General features: G+C 71.1%; 17 protein-coding genes and 1 tRNA gene. 8 read left to right on the plus strand and 10 right to left on the minus strand.

Annotated features, from left to right (window positions below; all coding sequences use genetic code 11):
• Positions 1-7: 7 nt before the first annotated feature.
• The 3 genes from SY84_RS08250 to SY84_RS08260 all read right to left on the minus strand — a co-directional run bounded on the left by SY84_RS08250 (position 8) and on the right by SY84_RS08260 (position 1,534).
• Entirely contained in the window at positions 8-697 is a 690-nt protein-coding gene (locus tag SY84_RS08250; RefSeq protein WP_046843620.1) for a winged helix-turn-helix domain-containing protein, read from the minus strand.
• 25 nt (positions 698-722) lie between these two features.
• Positions 723-1,334 (minus strand): hypothetical protein, encoded by a 612-nt coding sequence (locus SY84_RS08255; RefSeq protein ID WP_052751087.1) that lies wholly within the window; start codon positions 1,332-1,334, stop codon positions 723-725.
• Between the two features lie 124 nt (positions 1,335-1,458).
• Positions 1,459-1,534 (minus strand) — tRNA-Ala (locus tag SY84_RS08260).
• A gap of 110 nt (positions 1,535-1,644) precedes the next feature.
• Here SY84_RS08260 and SY84_RS08265 point away from each other — a divergent pair.
• Both SY84_RS08265 and SY84_RS08270 read left to right on the plus strand, forming a co-directional pair.
• The gene (locus tag SY84_RS08265) at positions 1,645-2,877 is read left to right on the plus strand and encodes a class I SAM-dependent RNA methyltransferase (protein ID WP_046843621.1); all 1,233 of its coding nucleotides are present in this window, start codon (positions 1,645-1,647) and stop codon (positions 2,875-2,877) included.
• Between the two features lie 121 nt (positions 2,878-2,998).
• On the plus strand, positions 2,999-3,424 hold the full coding sequence (locus tag SY84_RS08270) for a hypothetical protein (protein WP_245621293.1): 426 nt from the start codon (positions 2,999-3,001) through the stop codon (positions 3,422-3,424).
• Here SY84_RS08270 and SY84_RS08275 read toward each other — a convergent pair.
• The 3 genes from SY84_RS08275 to SY84_RS08285 are packed head-to-tail and all read right to left on the minus strand — an operon-like array spanning position 3,399 to position 5,180.
• A complete protein-coding gene (locus SY84_RS08275) occupies positions 3,399-3,944 on the minus strand; it encodes a hypothetical protein (protein ID WP_046843622.1) in 546 nt (181 codons plus the stop codon). The genes SY84_RS08270 and SY84_RS08275 overlap by 26 nt on opposite strands.
• A 34-nt stretch (positions 3,945-3,978) precedes the next feature.
• The gene (locus SY84_RS08280; RefSeq protein ID WP_046843623.1) at positions 3,979-4,800 is read right to left on the minus strand and encodes an HAD family hydrolase; all 822 of its coding nucleotides are present in this window, start codon (positions 4,798-4,800) and stop codon (positions 3,979-3,981) included.
• On the minus strand, positions 4,797-5,180 hold the full coding sequence (locus tag SY84_RS08285) for a 4'-phosphopantetheinyl transferase superfamily protein (RefSeq protein WP_046843624.1): 384 nt from the start codon (positions 5,178-5,180) through the stop codon (positions 4,797-4,799). Before SY84_RS08285 ends, SY84_RS08280 begins: the two co-directional genes overlap by 4 nt.
• 50 nt (positions 5,181-5,230) lie before the next feature.
• On the opposite strand from SY84_RS08285, the gene SY84_RS08290 reads away from it, so the two are divergent.
• The gene (locus tag SY84_RS08290; protein WP_046843625.1) at positions 5,231-5,956 is read left to right on the plus strand and encodes a HepT-like ribonuclease domain-containing protein; all 726 of its coding nucleotides are present in this window, start codon (positions 5,231-5,233) and stop codon (positions 5,954-5,956) included.
• Here SY84_RS08290 and SY84_RS08295 read toward each other — a convergent pair.
• From SY84_RS08295 to SY84_RS08310, 4 genes are all read right to left on the minus strand, one after another.
• Positions 5,936-6,904 (minus strand): aldo/keto reductase, encoded by a 969-nt coding sequence (locus SY84_RS08295; protein WP_046843626.1) that lies wholly within the window; start codon positions 6,902-6,904, stop codon positions 5,936-5,938. The two genes, SY84_RS08290 and SY84_RS08295, sit on opposite strands and share 21 nt — an antisense overlap.
• Complete coding sequence (locus SY84_RS08300; RefSeq protein ID WP_046843627.1) at positions 6,901-7,686, minus strand: hypothetical protein; 786 nt, start codon at positions 7,684-7,686, stop codon at positions 6,901-6,903. Before SY84_RS08300 ends, SY84_RS08295 begins: the two co-directional genes overlap by 4 nt.
• Positions 7,687-7,735: 49 nt before the next feature.
• Positions 7,736-8,116 carry a RidA family protein gene (locus tag SY84_RS08305; protein WP_046843628.1) on the minus strand — a complete coding sequence of 127 codons (381 nt, stop codon included), beginning with the start codon at positions 8,114-8,116 and terminating at the stop codon, positions 7,736-7,738.
• Positions 8,117-8,208: 92 nt separating this feature from the next.
• A complete protein-coding gene (locus SY84_RS08310; protein ID WP_046843629.1) occupies positions 8,209-9,903 on the minus strand; it encodes a dynamin family protein in 1,695 nt (564 codons plus the stop codon).
• 235 nt (positions 9,904-10,138) lie between these two features.
• Here SY84_RS08310 and SY84_RS08315 point away from each other — a divergent pair, with 235 nt between their 5' ends.
• From SY84_RS08315 to SY84_RS08335, 5 genes are all read left to right on the plus strand, one after another.
• The gene (locus SY84_RS08315) at positions 10,139-12,121 is read left to right on the plus strand and encodes a hypothetical protein (protein WP_046843630.1); all 1,983 of its coding nucleotides are present in this window, start codon (positions 10,139-10,141) and stop codon (positions 12,119-12,121) included.
• Positions 12,122-12,547, plus strand: a complete 426-nt coding sequence (locus SY84_RS08320; RefSeq protein ID WP_046843631.1) for a pilus assembly FimT family protein — start codon at positions 12,122-12,124, stop codon at positions 12,545-12,547.
• A complete protein-coding gene (locus SY84_RS08325; RefSeq protein WP_081424544.1) occupies positions 12,537-13,007 on the plus strand; it encodes a PulJ/GspJ family protein in 471 nt (156 codons plus the stop codon). Before SY84_RS08320 ends, SY84_RS08325 begins: the two co-directional genes overlap by 11 nt.
• 1 nt (position 13,008) lies before the next feature.
• Entirely contained in the window at positions 13,009-13,734 is a 726-nt protein-coding gene (locus tag SY84_RS08330) for a prepilin-type N-terminal cleavage/methylation domain-containing protein (RefSeq protein WP_157882935.1), read from the plus strand.
• Positions 13,735-13,812: 78 nt separating this feature from the next.
• Positions 13,813-14,715 carry an acyltransferase gene (locus SY84_RS08335; RefSeq protein ID WP_046843634.1) on the plus strand — a complete coding sequence of 301 codons (903 nt, stop codon included), beginning with the start codon at positions 13,813-13,815 and terminating at the stop codon, positions 14,713-14,715.
• Positions 14,716-14,746 lie beyond the last annotated feature (31 nt).

Genomic DNA, 14,746 nt, shown 5'->3' on the forward strand with positions numbered 1-14,746 from the left:
GGGTTTCTCATGGCGCCGGATTCAGGCCCAGGAAGGTGTTGAGGTTACGGGACAGCGAGAGGGTTCCGGCGGGCTGCGCGGGATCGCTGAAGGCCAGGAGGGCCAGCGTGCAGGGTTCTCCCGTCTCGCTGTGGCCCTCGGCAGAGGCGCGGGTCAGAACGTCACTCAGGTCGCGGGCCAGCCGCGCGTAGCGTTCCGGCGTGAGGCGCAGCGTCAGGCGGTCCAGGTGGGCGCGGAAGGGTACGGGGATGGGGTCGGTCACGTCCTCGAGAGGCTGGGCAGGATGCTCCCCGTTCCCGAAGCCGAACACGTCCTCCTCGCCGTCGCGCATGTGGGCCCAGCAGCGCCCGTACGCCGCCAGGAACCGGCCCGTGAGGTCACGCAGGTCGCCCCGCCCGTTTCCGTCCGGGTCCTGTGGGGGCAGCAGGTCGCTGGGCACCCGAAAGGTACGGGCGCGCAGCTGGTAGTACACGCGTCCGGCCTCGCGCCGCTGCTCGAACAGCAGGCCCAGGCCCGCCAGTCGCCGCGCGTGGTGATGCGCGAGGTTCGCGGGCATCCCGGCGCGGGCCGCCACGTCACTGGGCGAGGCGGCGCTCAGGAATAGGCCCAGCAGGTGGGTGTCCTGCCGCAGGGCGCGGGCAGCGGATTCATCGGTGACGCGCAGGCTCTCCAGCTGGGCGGGGGTGAGTTCGGGCATGGGCGCAGCATGACCCGGAACGCTTTCAGCGCGCGACCGGCACCGCTGAAACGAGGCGTTCCAGTATGCCCAGCAGGTCCGGGGGCGGGGTGGTGTGGACGTGTCGGACGTTCCACAGACCGCTGCGGACTATTTCGTTGGTGGGGGAGTGACGGCCCAGCCAGTCACTGGAGGCTGGGTCGCCGTGCTGACTGAGAAGGCCAATGACGCCACGTTCGATCAGGGCGCGTTCGCTGTCCGGACCGGGTGGGTCGGGGATGGGCAGCAGGAGCACCTGCATGGCCCCGACCCGGCGGCTGACTTCCTCTTCCAGCGGGCGTTCCTGCGTGCGGCCTTCAGGCGTGCCGCGTGGGGTACCCCAGCTGGGGACCACGAAGTCCCCCCGGGCGATCAGTGCTTCGCCTACGTGGCGGCGCAGGATGGACGCGCGGTGATTGCCGCTGCCCGCGCGGCTGCCCCGGTGCTGCGCGAGTCGCGTCCAGAGGCTCGCGCGCGAGCCCCGGCTGACGGCGTGCGTGCCGACCCGCACGACGCGCGGTCCGCTGCCCGTGACGGCGCGGTCCTCGCCGGGCTCGTACATGAAGTACACGCCGCGCGGCGGGCAGTGCTCGCGCCGCAGGTCACTCAGGAGCCGCATCCCGCCGTGCCGAAGGGCAAGGTCGTCCAGGAGGGCATAGACCCTCAGCAGATCAGCGATCTGGCTGGGCGGAGCATCAAGTGAAGAGGGACACTGCATCGCTACAGTGTCCCTCTTCGTTTTCTGGTGGAGCTGAGGGGATTCGAACCCCTGACCTTCTGAATGCCATTCAGACGCGCTCCCAACTGCGCCACAGCCCCTGAGTGCCTCAGGGCTCAGGGAATGTATCACCCCGTGCGGCGCGTGTCCAGTGGGGGCGTGTGTGGGGCCGGTCCTGCGCGGTGGGGGTCGTCCGCGCTACGCTGTGGGGATGTCGGACGCACTGCTTACGCTGGAAATTGAGAAACTTGTAGCCGGGGGGCTGGGGCTGGCCCGGGACGAGTCCGGCGTGGTGCTGGTCCGGGGGGCGCTGCCGGGTGAGCAGGTCACGGCGCGGGTGCGCAGCGGGAAGGGCGTGCGCCAGGGCGTGACGGTGGATGTGCTGCGCCGCAGCCCGGACCGTGTGGACGGCCCGGACCTGCCCACGGCGGATCTGGCGCACGCGAGTTACGAGGCGCAATTGGGCTTCAAGCGGGCGTTCGTGGAGGAGGCCCTGAGCCGCATCGCGAAGGTGCGGCATGGGGTGGCGGCGACGGTGCCCAGCCCGCAGGAGTGGGGCTACCGGAACACCGCGCAGTACCTCGTGACCCCGCAGGGTCTGGCGTACCGCGAGCGGCGCGGCAGCGACCCGCTGGTGGTGCGCGCAGACCCGCTGGTGATGCCGGAGATTCAGGCGGTGCTGGACCGCATCGATCCCGAGCGGCTGGACCCGGCGACCGAGGTGGCGTTCCGTGCCAGTCGCCTGACGGGCGAGGTGGTGGCGGCGGTGATCGGCGCGGGGGAACCGAAGGCGTTCCTGCGTGCCAGTGATCACCTGATGGAGGCCGGGGTGGTGGGCGTGAGCCTGGCGCAGCCGGCGGGTCGGCGGTTCAGTGCGGGCGTGCGCCTGATCGCGGGTGAGGGGGAGATCACCGAGCAGTTCGGGGAGGTGCAGGTGCGGGTGTCCGCGACGGGTTTCGCGCAGGTGAACCCGGAGGCGGCGGGTCTCGCGTACCGCCGGGCGACGCAGCTGGCCGGTGAGGGCGAGCACGCGGTGGACCTGTACGGCGGGGCGGGCGCGATCGGTCGTCACCTTGCGAAGCACTTCCGGCGGGTGACGGTGCTGGATTCGTCGGCGGAGGCGCTGGCGCGTGGGCGGCAGGACGTGGCGAACACCGGCGAGGGGAACGTGACGTTCCGCAACGGGGACGCGGCGCGCTTCAGCGAGCTGGGCACGGACGTGATCGTGGTGGACCCGCCGCGCGCGGGGCTGGAGGAGGCGGCGCGGGATCACATTCACGCGAGTACCGCCGACCGGCTGGTGTACGTGTCGTGCGATCCGGCGACGTGGGCGCGGGACGTGGGGGATCTGGTGCGGCGCGGCTGGAAGCTGGGTGAGGTGGTCCCGCATGACTTCTACCCGCAGACGAGTCACGTGGAGATCGTGAGTGTCCTGAACCGCTGACGCGCCCGTCCCTGCTCGCCCTGCCCGGCCGCTCCAGTGGCCTGGGTGGGGCGACCTTCATGAAGCCCTCCATGAGCGGACGCTGACTCAGGCGTCGCCTTCAGGCGCTAGGCTGCCGCGCGTGAAGGCGCTTCCCCTGCTGCTGTGTTCCGTCCTGCTGTGCGGCTGTCAGGACCGTGAGGCCCGCGCCGAGAACGCGGCGCTTCAGGCGCGCGTGACCGAGCTGGAGGCGCAGGTCAGGGCCATGCAGGGCGAGCAGGAGACGGCCCTGCCGCCGGACGCGCAGAGCGTCACGGTGCGCGCGGCGGGGCAGAACTGCGCGAACGCCCTGACCCGCACGCTGGAGGTCTTCCGGGAGGACAGCCTGGATGACCGCTACCCGTCCGCGGCGCAGACGCAGCTTCCGGCGGAGTGCGTGGACCTGCGGGTGAACTGGGTGGTGCGCAGCGAGCGGGCGTACACGTTCACGGTGACGGACGGCGCGGGGCGTGAGCTGGCCCGCCAGAGCGGCGGGGCGCCTGCTACAACCTCGGCCAGCGGAGGCTGAGACCTGCGACCGGATCATTGCCGGTCTCCCCTTCCCGCAGGATCACGAAGGTACTCACGCGGGGCCCGGTGAAGCCGATGATCAGCGCCCAGACGGTCGTCGGGTCGCGCTGGAAGGTGGCGCTGCGGACGTAGAACGTCTCGCCGTCCTGGGTCAGGGTGCGTTCGCCGACCTGCTGCCGCTGCGCGCCGAAGGTCTGCACACCCGCCTCGCGGTACGCGCGGAAGTCCGCCAGGGTGCCCCACTGCGCGCGGACCTCGGGCGTGAAGGCCTGCCACAGGGCGTCGAGTTTCACGGCGTAGAAGTCCGCCAGCAGGGCGCGGCCACGGGTCAGGGCGGCCTGCTCGGCGGCGGCCTGCGTGGTCGGCCCGGCGGGGCGGGCCTGCGCTACGGAGTTCCGTGCCACAGGGGTCTGTGTCACCCCGGTCTGCGCCGCAGCGGTCGGCGTGGCGAGCAGGCAGAGGCTCAGGCCGACTCCCCGGCCCACGGTACGGCACACGTTCCGGATGCTGGCGTCCATGAGCCAGCGTACGCCCACCACGTCGGGGGCGCTGTCAGCGGGCGGACAGTTCCGGCAGCGCCTCGATCACAGCGGCCACGCCGTCCTCATCGTTGCTGGCTGCGACCTCGTCGGCGGCGCTCCGTGCGTCGGGGTGGGCGTGCGCCACCGCCACGCCACGCCCGGCCCAGGCGAGCATCTCAGCGTCGTTGGGCGCGTCCCCGAAGGCCAGAACCTCCCCCTGCTGGATGCCCAGGTGGGCGCACAGGCGCGACAGGCCCCAGGCCTTGCTGACGCCCGCCGCGAGCACCTCAATGAACGGCGCGCCGCTGTGCGTGACCGCCACGCCGGGCAGGTCCAGCGCGCGGGCCTCGCGCAGCAGCTCGTCGGGACCCAGGGTGGGGTGGCGGACGATCAGTTTCAGGCTGGGCGCGGCCAACACGTCCGCCAGAGGCAGGGCCTGCATCTCGTGCGGCCAGCGCTTGTGATCCTCGAAGTGCGCCAGCTCGGCGTACCCGGCCTGCGCGGCGAACACCTCGCCCCGCTCACGGACCGACACGAACAGCAGACCCCCGATCCGCTCGGTCAGGGCCGCCGCGACCGCCCGCTGGGCGAATGGCTCCACGTGCGCCTCGAACAGCGTCTCCCCGGTCCCCAGGTGCACGCCGTGCGCGCCGTTCCCGCACAGCGCCCAGCCGGTGAAGCCCGCCTGCGCCGCGATCAAGCCCAGACCACGCGGCTGCCGCGCCGTGACCGGCACCACCTCAATCCCCGCCGCGCGGGCGGCGTCCAGCGCCGCGCGGGTGCGGGCACTCACCTGCAGGTCCGAGTCCAGCAGCGTGCCGTCCAAGTCGGTGGCGATCAGGCGGGTCCTCAACGCGCCTCCAGGATCACGACCGCCGACGCGTGTTCCTTGGTGTGGGTGAGGGTCAGGTGCGCCACCCAGCCGCGCTCGGCCAGTTCAGCGGCGATGTCGGGCGCGAAGCCCAGCACGGGGGGCGCGAACGGGAAAGGGCCGCCCGGGGTGCGGTCGCGCTGCACCCACACGTCTCGCCAGCCGTGCGGGCGCGGCCAGACCTTCTGGAAGGCCTCCTTCGCGGCGAAGCGCGCGGCGAGGCTGGGAGCGGGATCCTGCAGGCGCGCGCAGTACTCGAGTTCGGTGGGCGCGAAGAGTTTCTCGGCGCGTTTCCCTTCGCGTTCGAGCATGCGCCGGATGCGGCTGATCTCGATCAGGTCATGCCCCACGGCGACGATCATGAGGGTCAGCATAGCGGCTGGCCCGGCCCGCGCCCCCTATCCTGGGGCGCATGCCCGCCGCCGAGCCGCTGTTCCCGGATCTCCGCCTGCCGACCATCGCGGGGGCGCTGCGGGAGGCGCGGCCGCTGTGGGAGGCGCTGGGCGTGGCGCGCGTGCGGGTGTTCGGGTCAGTGGCGCGCGGCGAGGCGGGCCCCGAGAGTGACATCGACGTGCTGATCGACTTCGGGCCCGGTCCGGCGCGGGGCCTGCTGGACCTGATGCGGGTGCGGGACCTGTTCGAGGACCTCCTGAAGCGCCGCGTGGACGTCATGACGCCCGGCGCACTGCGGCCGCCGCTGCGCGGGGAGATCCTCGCGGACGCGGTGGACGTCCTGGCAGTGCCGGACCCCGCGCCACGCTCGCACCGCCCGAAACGGTGGCGCTGGCGGGTGTTCGACCTGCTGGCGGCCATTGACCGGATCGCGGCGTTCACGGACGGACACTCCCTGACCACCTTCGAGCGGGACGAAGTGGTCCGGGACGCCGTGCTGCACAATCTGGCGCGGCTGGGCGAGACGACGAAGTTCATCCCGCAGAGCGTGCAAGACCGGCATCCGGAGGTGCCGTGGGTGCTGCTGCGCGACATCCGGAACACGGTCGCGCACGACTACTTCGGGATCGAGGCAGGCCTGATCTGGCACACGGCGTGCGTGGACCTCCCGGCGCTGCGGCCCGCGCTGCAGACTCTGGCGGACGGACCGCGGGAGGCCGGTGGGTCACTGCCAGGGCAGCGCTGAGCGGGCCGCCCAGTAGTCGGCCGGAGGGGAATTGAGGTCATGCAGCGCGTCTGCTGGGAGGGTCAGGCGCAGCGCGGCGAGGTTCTGCGCCAGTTGCATGGTGGTGCTCGCCCCGCTGAGCACCACGTCCGCCCAGGGCTGCGCGAGGACCGCCGCCAGGGCGATGGCGTCCGGCGTGACGCCGTGCTCGTGGGCCAGCCGGGCCACTGGCGCGGGCACGTCCCCCCGACCGGTCAGTCCATGGGCGGTCAGGCGGCCGTTCGCCACGCCCTCCTTCACCACGACCGTCCAGCCCGCCGCGTGCGCCTCGGCCAGCGCCGGGCCCGCCGAGGACTCCAGCACGTTCCAGGTGGCCTGCACCACGCTGAAGGGGTTCACGCCCTCCACCTGCGCCGCCAGCGCGCGGCGCAGCGTGTCGGCCTGCGCGGGCCCACTCGTGGACAGGCCCACCCGCACGCCCGACGCGACCAGTTCCGCCAGTCGACCCAGCACCCCCCGGTTCTCCAGCACACCGGAGTCCAGCGTCGCCGAGTGGATCAGGTACACGTCCGGCGTGCGCCCCAGCGCCGCCAGGGTTTCCGGCCACTGCCGCGTCAGGGTGGGCAGGTCGTGGGTCTTCACCTCGTGCGTCGGCGCGTCCGGGCGCCAGTCCGCGACGTACGTGTACCCCCACTTGCTGCCCACCCGCGCGCCCGACCCCGGCCCGAGCCCGCGCGCGGCCAGCCAGCCACCCAGGAACGCCTCGCCCAGCCCGTAACTGCGCGCCGTGTCGAGGTACCGCACGCCCGCCGCCCACGCGGCGTCCAGCACCGCCCACGCCTGCGCGCGCAGGCCCTCCACACTGCGGTCCGCGAGGTCCGCGCCGTGCCCGAGATTGATGTACCCGGGGCGGCCCAGCGCCGCCAGTCCCAGCCCCAGTCGGGGTGACTCAACAGGAAGGAAGGTCATGGCCCCAGTCTGCCGCGCCGCAGCTCCTGCGCCAGCCGGTCGTCCAGTGCGAGCCCCAACCCCGCTGCCAGGTCCAGCGTCCAGCCGACTGCCGCCGCGTACCGGCGTTCCAGCTCGTCCAGCGGGCCGGTCAGCGCCGCGAAGCGCGCCAGGGCTGCCGGGCTGAGTTCCTGCTCCGCGCAGCGGGTCGCGTTGCCCCAGTGCCCGGTCGCGCCCTCGTGCAGCCGTGCCAGTCGCAGCAGGCCACCCTTGACCCACCACAGCGTCTCGTGGGCACGCAGCCGCTCGCCGCGCGCCAGGACGTTCAGGCCCAGCACCAGCCAGTTCACGCTGCGCTCCAGGGTGGGCTGCGCCTCGGCGGCCGGGTCGGGCGACCGTCCGGCCAGCGCGAGCAGGTGCCGCGTCAGCTGCCCGTCCTCGTCCCGGACGCACATGGCCTCCGGGCGGACGTGTTGCGGCGTCCACGTCTCGACCTCAGGCAAGCGGGAGGCAGGGGCGACGTGCAGTTCCACGCGGCGCAGGCCGGGCAGCACCGCGACCGCCCCGCCGAACTCGGTCGTCAGCACCAGCAGGGGCGCGAGGTGCCCGCGCAGCCAGTCGGCGGCGTCCACGGCCGCGCCGGGCCTCAGGAACGCCCAGTACTTCAGGTCGCTGAACCGGTCGGCGTAGCCCTGCGGCACGCTGCCGTACGCCACAACGTGCGAGAAGCGCGCGTCGGCCCGCAGCGCGGCGCGCAGCCGGTCGTCCAACCGCCGAAGTTCACCCAGGGCACCCTCGGTCATGCGTTCCAGCGTGCCACGCGCCACACCGCCTGCCCAGCGGGGATGCCCGTCAGGGGATGATCGCCTCGGCCTCGATTTCCACGAGGTGCAGTGGGTCGATCAGCGCGGCGACCTGCACCATGGTCGTCGCGGGGCGGATCTCGCCGAAGACCTCGCCGTGCGCGAGGCCGATCTCCTCCCACTGGCGGATGTCCGTCACGTAGATGCGGGTGCGGACGACATCCTCCAGGCGCGCTCCGGCGGTCTCCAGGGCGCGGCGGATGATGCCGAGGACCGCGCGGGTCTGCTCGGCGGGGTCGCCCTCGCCGACGACCTCGCCGTTCACGGTGGCGGTCGTGCCGCTGACGTGCACGGCACTCCCGACCCTGACGGCGCGGGCGTATCCGATCTTTGCTTCCCAGGGGCTGCCGCTGCTGATGTTCTGCCGCATGCCCCAGGGTAGGGGCGGTCCCGGCGCGGCGCAGGGGATCTCGTCTGCACGGGCACTGTCACCCCGCGCGGCACACTCGCAGGCCAGGGCTGTTACCCCAGCGCCTTGACTTCGGCCTGCAGGGCATCCAGGTCGGCACGCAACTCGCCGGAGCGGGTGCGGGCCGCGTCCAGCCGGGCCTGCTCCTGCCGGGTGAAGCGCGTGAAGGGACTGATCGCGTCGTGCAGGCGCGTGTCGGCGCGGTCCTGCTCGCGTTCGAACTCGCGCCGCACGATGCGTTCCAGCGCCTCGCGCAGTTCCGCCACGCGGGCGCGCAGCTGCCGGTGCGCCTGGATGCGTTTGTTCGGCAGGACGAACAGGCCCAGGCTGCCCAGTGTCAGGCCCGCCAGGATGCCCCCGGTGAAGTCCAGCGCGCTGGCCCCCACGAGCGCGCCGATGCCCGCGCCGATCCCGACGCCGCCCGCCAGACCGCCGATCACGCCCTTCATGGCGTCCTCCGCGTCCCGCGAGAGGTTCCGGGCGAGTTCCTGCTCGGTGGTCGTCGCAAGGTGCTCGCGCGCCGACCCGGCGATGCCGTCGAGCAGCGCGGCGCGGTCGTACGAGAAGCGGGTGCGGGCCACCTCCTGGCTGGGCTGGCGGCGGATCAGGAACGCCTGCACGTCCTCCCAGAAGTGCAGGTTCGCCTCCACGAACCGGTCGATCATCGTGCCGAACTGCCGGTCAATCGCCTCCGGCAGGTCCGCGACCGCCTCGCGCCGGAAGTCCTCCTCCAGCTCGCGGCTGTTCAGCAGCCCCCGCAGGTTCGAGAAGCGCAGCCGCGCGTCGATGAAGCGGTCGGCGCGGACCTCGAACTCACTCAGGAGGCGAGAAACGCGGTTCAGCTGCCCGTCCAGTTCACCCAGCATCGTCTCGCCGTGCGTGGCCCGCTGCGCCTCCAGGTCGCCCAGCACGCGCAGGTCCTCCGTCAGGGTGGCGCGCGCCCCCTCCGCGCGGGTCGCCTCGCCACTCAGGAGCTGCGACACGGTGTTCAGCGGACTCAGGAGTTTCAGGCGGGTGCGTTCCGTCTCGGACAGCCGCTCCTGCAGCAGGGTGCGCAGCGCCGCAAAGCCCGCGTCCCCGCCGCGCTGCTCACCGCGCGCGCTGATCAGCAGCACCGGCGGGGTCAGGCCCAGCACGCCGCGCGCACCGGTCTCGACAAACGCGCGCACCTGCTCGCGCTGATCGGGGGTTTCCAGAAGATCGGCCTTGTTCACGACCATGATCACGCCGCGTCCCCAGCGGGCCGCGAGTTCAAGGAACTGCCGTTCGGACTCCGTGAATGGCCGGTCCGCCGACGTCAGGAACAGCACGAGGTCCGCGCGCGGCAGGAAGCCCTCGGTCAGCGCCTGATGCTGCCGCACGATCGCGTTCGTGCCCGGCGTGTCCACCAGCGCCACGCCCTCCAGACTCGGCAGCGGGTACGTCAGGCGACTCACGAAGGGATCACTGGTCGGTTCCATCTGACCCGGCTGCTCGCCATGCACCAGCACGTAAATGCGGTCCGTGGTGGGGGTCACGCCCTCGGGCAGCACCGCCGCACCCAGCAGCGCGTTCACGAACGAACTCTTGCCCGCATTGAACTCCCCGACCACCACCAGCAGGAACGCCTCATCGAGGTTGCGCAGCGCCTGACGGGCGTGCCCCACCACCTCCGGCGGCGCGCCCTGGGCCTCCAGAAACGCCTGCACGTCCCCCAGCAGCCCCCGCTCCCGCGACAGCACCCCCTGCACCCGATCCGATACCAGCATGAGACGTAGCGTACGCGGCCGGACCTGACGGCACCTTCAGGAAAAGGTCACGCCCCGCAGGCGCCCCCCCCATCCAGGGCCCACCCCCGGGGGAAGTAGCGATGGGGGTATTTTTGAAGAAGTTCACACGCTGCACACGTCGCCTGCCAGAAACTTGCAAGAGCGCATACGCGATATTTCCCACAGTGACCCGGGTGTCAGTCCCTGCCACCCACCCACAGGAGACCACCCAGAGATGAACATCCCAGCCCGCCGCCCCACCCCTGCGGCCCACACCACGCCGTTCAGCACCGTGCAGGGCATGAGCACCCTGATCACGGTGCTGGGCGCTTGCCTGGTGATCGCCGTGCTGCTCTCCATGACCGCCACCGTGATCCTGGGCAGCCAGCGCGGCGTGGCCGACAACCGCGCCGCACTGGAAGCCCAGTACGCCGCGGAATCCTCACTGGCCCGCGCCCAGGCCACCGCCGACGCCTTCGCGGACGTCCTGAACAGCATTCAAATCGCCAAGGGTACCCAGCAGGACGAGATCCTGACGGGCCTGGGCGCCGTGTGCGGCATGCCCGGCAAGGTCACCCTGCCTGCCAACGTGCCGAACCTGCCGCCCGCCGGGAACAAACTCTGCACCCCGCCCGGCCTGAGTGGCGCTGCCAAGGACAACCAGCTGGCCTTCCTGCGCGACCGCACCAAGATCCCCCCCGGCCTGACCGACGCCCAGTGGAAAGGGCAGTGGCGCAACATGTTCAGCGGCAGCAGCGGCGTGCTGGTCACCACCAGTGCCAGCACGCAGGGCACCGCCAGCGGCACCCTGACCACCGAGGTCCGCGGCGGCCTGAGCATCCAGTCCGTGACCATCACCCCCGACAACAAGGTGCGCCTCGTGCTCCAGAGCACGCCGCTGGTCTCCACCGCCACCCTTCAGCGCGGCGGGCGTATCGTCGCGCAGCGCCGCTACTCCTCGGGCGGACTCACCACCCGCGAGATCGTCATCTCACAGCCGCCCTTCTCGCAGTACCAGTACTTCGTGAACCGCCGCACCCTACCCGGCACCACCGCCACCGGCAACGGCGGGCGCCTGGTCTTCTGGGACGAGGACACCTTCGAGGGCCGCGTGCACGCCAACGGCGCTTTCGGCAGCACCGCCCCCGTGTTCTGGGCCAGCGCCGCCAACCGGGGCCCCCGCTTCCTGGGCAAGTACACCTCGACCAGCGCCACCCTGGAGTACTCCACGGCCGCCAGGCCCAGCGCCGACACCATGTTCACGGGCGGATACCAGCTGGGTGTGGACGCCATCGACCTGCCCACCAACGCCAACGATCAGCGGCTGGCCACCACCGGCATTCAACCCGGCAACTGCCCGAACACCGCCGCGTGCCTGAATACCGTGTTCGGCAGTGGCGCAGCCACCAGCGGGGTGTTCTACGCTCCTGGCACGGCCGCCACGCCCAACAGCGGCGGCAGCTTCGGCCAGAGCGGCAAGGGCGGCATCTTCGTGAAAGGCAACGTGGACAACCTGACTCTCTCCAAGACTGGCAGCTTCCAGCGGATCGAGATCGTGCAGGGTGGCAAGACCACCCGCTTCGACCAGACCGGCCCGAACAGCTGGAACGTGTACGAGAACGGTGTTTTGAAGAAAACCATGGGCGGAACCTTCAACGGCATGGTGTACGTGGACGGCAACATCGGCACCCAGACGCCGGCCGGCAGCGGCGGTCTGAAGGGCGACGGGACCGGCAATCCTGACATCGCCGCCACCAGCCAGATGACGGTCGCGGCCACCGGGGACATCTTCATCAAAGACGACATCACCTACACCGACGCGCCCAGTGTGTCCGACTCGAAGAACGTGCTGGGCGTGTACTCCGAGAAGGGCAACGTGAAGGTGAACGGCCCGCTGAACCGCGACATCACCATCAACGGGACGCTGATGGCCGCCACGACCGGCAAGGGCTTCGGGACGGTGGACTACACCACCGCGCGCACCACGGGCACCACCACCCCCAAGATCAACCTGACCGGCGGCATCATCGAGGAGCAGTCCCAGGGCGTGGGGCAGGTCGGCACGCCTGGACGCGGCTACTCCCGCAACTTCAAATGGGACCCCCGCCTGGCCAGTGGACTCACGCCGCCCTTCTTCCCCACCCAGGGCGCCTACGAGGCTGCCCCGGACTTCACCGAACTGACCATGCCGCGCACTTTCCGCGCCGAGGGTATGTAGGTGCGGCAGGGTTTCACCCTGGTGGAACTGCTGGTCACCCTGGCAATCCTGGGAATCGTCCTGGCGATCGGGACCTCTTCCATGCTGAGCTACTGGAACTCCCGGCAGTTGCAGGAGGGCGCCGCACAACTCGCCGCCGACGTGGAACGCGTCCGCAGCGGCGCCCTGCGGTACAACACCACCGCCACCTTCGAGCAGGTGACCGCCACCACGTACCGCCTGACCATCAACGGGGCCAGCAGCACCGTCACGCTGCCCCACAGCCTCTCGCTCACGAACGCGCCTGTTACCCTGACGTACAGTGCGCCGTACAGTGAACTGACCAGCGCTCCGGCGACCCTGGTGCTGCGCCACCCGCGCACCGCCCGCACCGCGCAGATGCGGACCGTCGGGGTGACAGGTAAGGTGATCCAGGATGGCTCCTGAACGAACGCAAGGTTTCACCCTCATCGAAGTGCTGATCTCCATCGTCGTGCTGGCGGTCGTGCTGGCCATGGTGTCCTCGATCATGACCGGCCTGTTCCGCGACAACCGCCAGGCCGAGCAGCGGCAGAACCTCAGTGCCCGCATGCAGACCGCCGCCGAGGACCTGCGCCGCCACTGGCTGGATCCCGCCGCGTCCGGCGTGGACCCCGACACCCGGGGTCGCTACCGGCTACGCCGCGCCTGCGTGGACGGCTTCAGCGTCCCGGCCGGGATGACCGTCACCGTCTGGGACGTCACGCCCGACGGCAAGGGTGATTTCACGGTCAGCGCCCCGTACGGCCTGTCGGCCAGTTGCGCCTCGGCGGCCGTGCGGCCCGCACGCAGCGTGCGGCGCGTGCGGGTGCAGAACGCGGCGGGCGGCACCACGAACGAGATCACCTTCGAGATGTATGGCGGCTGACGTGCGGACCCTTCAGCGGCCCCAGGCGGGCCTGACCCTGATCGAGATCCTGATCACGCTGACGCTGGGACTGCTGATCCTGGGTGCGGCGTACTCCCTGACAACCAGTACCGCTGACGCCAACGCCCTGCTGACCGCCCGCACGCAGCTGCGCGCCGACGCGATGGTCAGCACCCAGTTGCTCAGCGCGCGGCTGCGCGAGGCGTGCAGCGTGATCCCCGCAGGGACCAGCGTGACGCTGCCGAGCGTGCCGGGAACCAGGAACGCCGCCGGGACCCGCAGCTGGACGGTCGGTACCAACTTCGTGGGCCTGGTCGTCCCGGCGCGCGTGACCGATGCCAGCAGCACCCCGGTGCTGTATGCGTACTACCTGATGAACCGCGCCACGTACAACGACCAGATGCCCGCGCAGCAGAAGATCGCCTCGACCGGGGCCACGTCGCTGGTCCTGATGGAATTCCAGGTGCCGCTGCCGACAACGCCGAATCCTTGCGCCGTCCCGGCCTTGACGGCGGTCACGCTGCCGTCCAGCGGCGCGCGAGCGCTGCTGTTGGCTGAGCACGTGCGTCCCCCCAACGCGGCTGAGGTCGCCCTGACGGCCGAATCGGATCTGGCGTTGACGTACCGCCTGCGTTTCGAGAAGACTATCAGCGGGCGCGCCACGGTGTACCCGCCGCTGGCGGACACGCCCCTGCGGGCGTCCATCGTGGGACGCAACGTCCGCTGAAGGCCCGATCCTGGGTGGCCCGCGACACCGGTCGGAGCGGGCCACTTTGTTTTTCACTGTAGGTGGTAGCCTGTGGGGGTGACGTGGCTCAAGCCGGTGGAGATTGGTCAGGACGCGCAGGCGACCTACAACGAGTTCCTGCGTGATCTGGACGCGCGGCTGTCGGATCCGGGCACGGACCGGTTCGAGCTGGCGGCCGGGGTGCTCTCGGAGCTCATGTACGGCCGCTCTGTGGAGCAGCTCCGGGCGGACGCGCCGCTGGCGGCGCTGAACGTGGACGCGCGGAACGTGACGTTCGAGGCGGAGTATTACATGGCGACGGACACGGAGGCGTTCACGCGGGTGAAGCCGCTGCTGTGGCTGTGGAAGAACGCGGACCTGACGCCAGTGGGGCAGAATCCGGTGCTGGGTATTCCGCTGCGGCGGGTGCTGGCCGGGCACGTGTTCCGGCGGGTGGGGCGTGACTTCAAGTGCTGGCAGAACGTGGAGTTCAGCGTCGGGTACAACATGGAGGTCGGGAACGACGTGGTCGTGCACCGGCACGTGCTGCTGGACGACATCGGCGGCATTGAGCTGCATGACAACGCGAGCATCAGCGATTACGTGAACGTGTACAGTCACACGCACAGCGTGCTGGACGGGCCGGACGTGACGCTGCGGCGCACGGTGATCGGGCGGGGCGCGCGGGTGACGTACCACTCGACGGTGCTGGCGGGCAGCGTGATCAGTGACGACGCGATGCTGGCCACGCACGCGCTGCTGCGCGGGGATATCCCGCCGCATGGAATCGCGATGGGTGTCCCGGCGCGCACCACGCGCTTCAAGGTCCGTGAGCCGCAGGAGGTGCACGTGGATTCCCGGTCGTTCGTGCGCGCGGCGGACCGCAAGGCCAACCCGGAGTTCCCGGACCCCACGCCGAACCAGACGCGACTGCCGGAGGAGCAGGAGCAGCCGCGTCCGCTGGTGACCGGGCAGGGCTGAGGCCGAGCAGAACAGAGGGGGGCGACCGGGA

This window comes from Deinococcus soli (ex Cha et al. 2016), assembly GCF_001007995.1.
GTDB lineage: Bacteria > Deinococcota > Deinococci > Deinococcales > Deinococcaceae > Deinococcus > Deinococcus soli.

Bases quoted from the DNA above. Each gene is read 5' to 3' on its own strand.
- SY84_RS08250 (WP_046843620.1), bottom strand. From the start codon at position 697: ATGCCCGAACTCACCCCCGCCCAGCTGGAGAGCCTGCGCGTCACCGAT.
- SY84_RS08255 (WP_052751087.1), bottom strand. From the start codon at position 1,334: ATGCGGCTCCTGAGTGACCTGCGGCGCGAGCACTGCCCGCCGCGCGGC.
- SY84_RS08265 (WP_046843621.1), top strand. From the start codon at position 1,645: ATGTCGGACGCACTGCTTACGCTGGAAATTGAGAAACTTGTAGCCGGG.
- SY84_RS08275 (WP_046843622.1), bottom strand. From the start codon at position 3,944: ATGGACGCCAGCATCCGGAACGTGTGCCGTACCGTGGGCCGGGGAGTC.
- SY84_RS08285 (WP_046843624.1), bottom strand. From the start codon at position 5,180: ATGATCGTCGCCGTGGGGCATGACCTGATCGAGATCAGCCGCATCCGG.
- SY84_RS08290 (WP_046843625.1), top strand. From the start codon at position 5,231: ATGCCCGCCGCCGAGCCGCTGTTCCCGGATCTCCGCCTGCCGACCATC.
- SY84_RS08295 (WP_046843626.1), bottom strand. From the start codon at position 6,904: ATGACCTTCCTTCCTGTTGAGTCACCCCGACTGGGGCTGGGACTGGCG.
- SY84_RS08300 (WP_046843627.1), bottom strand. From the start codon at position 7,686: ATGACCGAGGGTGCCCTGGGTGAACTTCGGCGGTTGGACGACCGGCTG.
- SY84_RS08305 (WP_046843628.1), bottom strand. From the start codon at position 8,116: ATGCGGCAGAACATCAGCAGCGGCAGCCCCTGGGAAGCAAAGATCGGA.
- SY84_RS08310 (WP_046843629.1), bottom strand. From the start codon at position 9,903: ATGCTGGTATCGGATCGGGTGCAGGGGGTGCTGTCGCGGGAGCGGGGG.
- SY84_RS08315 (WP_046843630.1), top strand. From the start codon at position 10,139: ATGAACATCCCAGCCCGCCGCCCCACCCCTGCGGCCCACACCACGCCG.
- SY84_RS08325 (WP_081424544.1), top strand. From the start codon at position 12,537: ATGGCTCCTGAACGAACGCAAGGTTTCACCCTCATCGAAGTGCTGATC.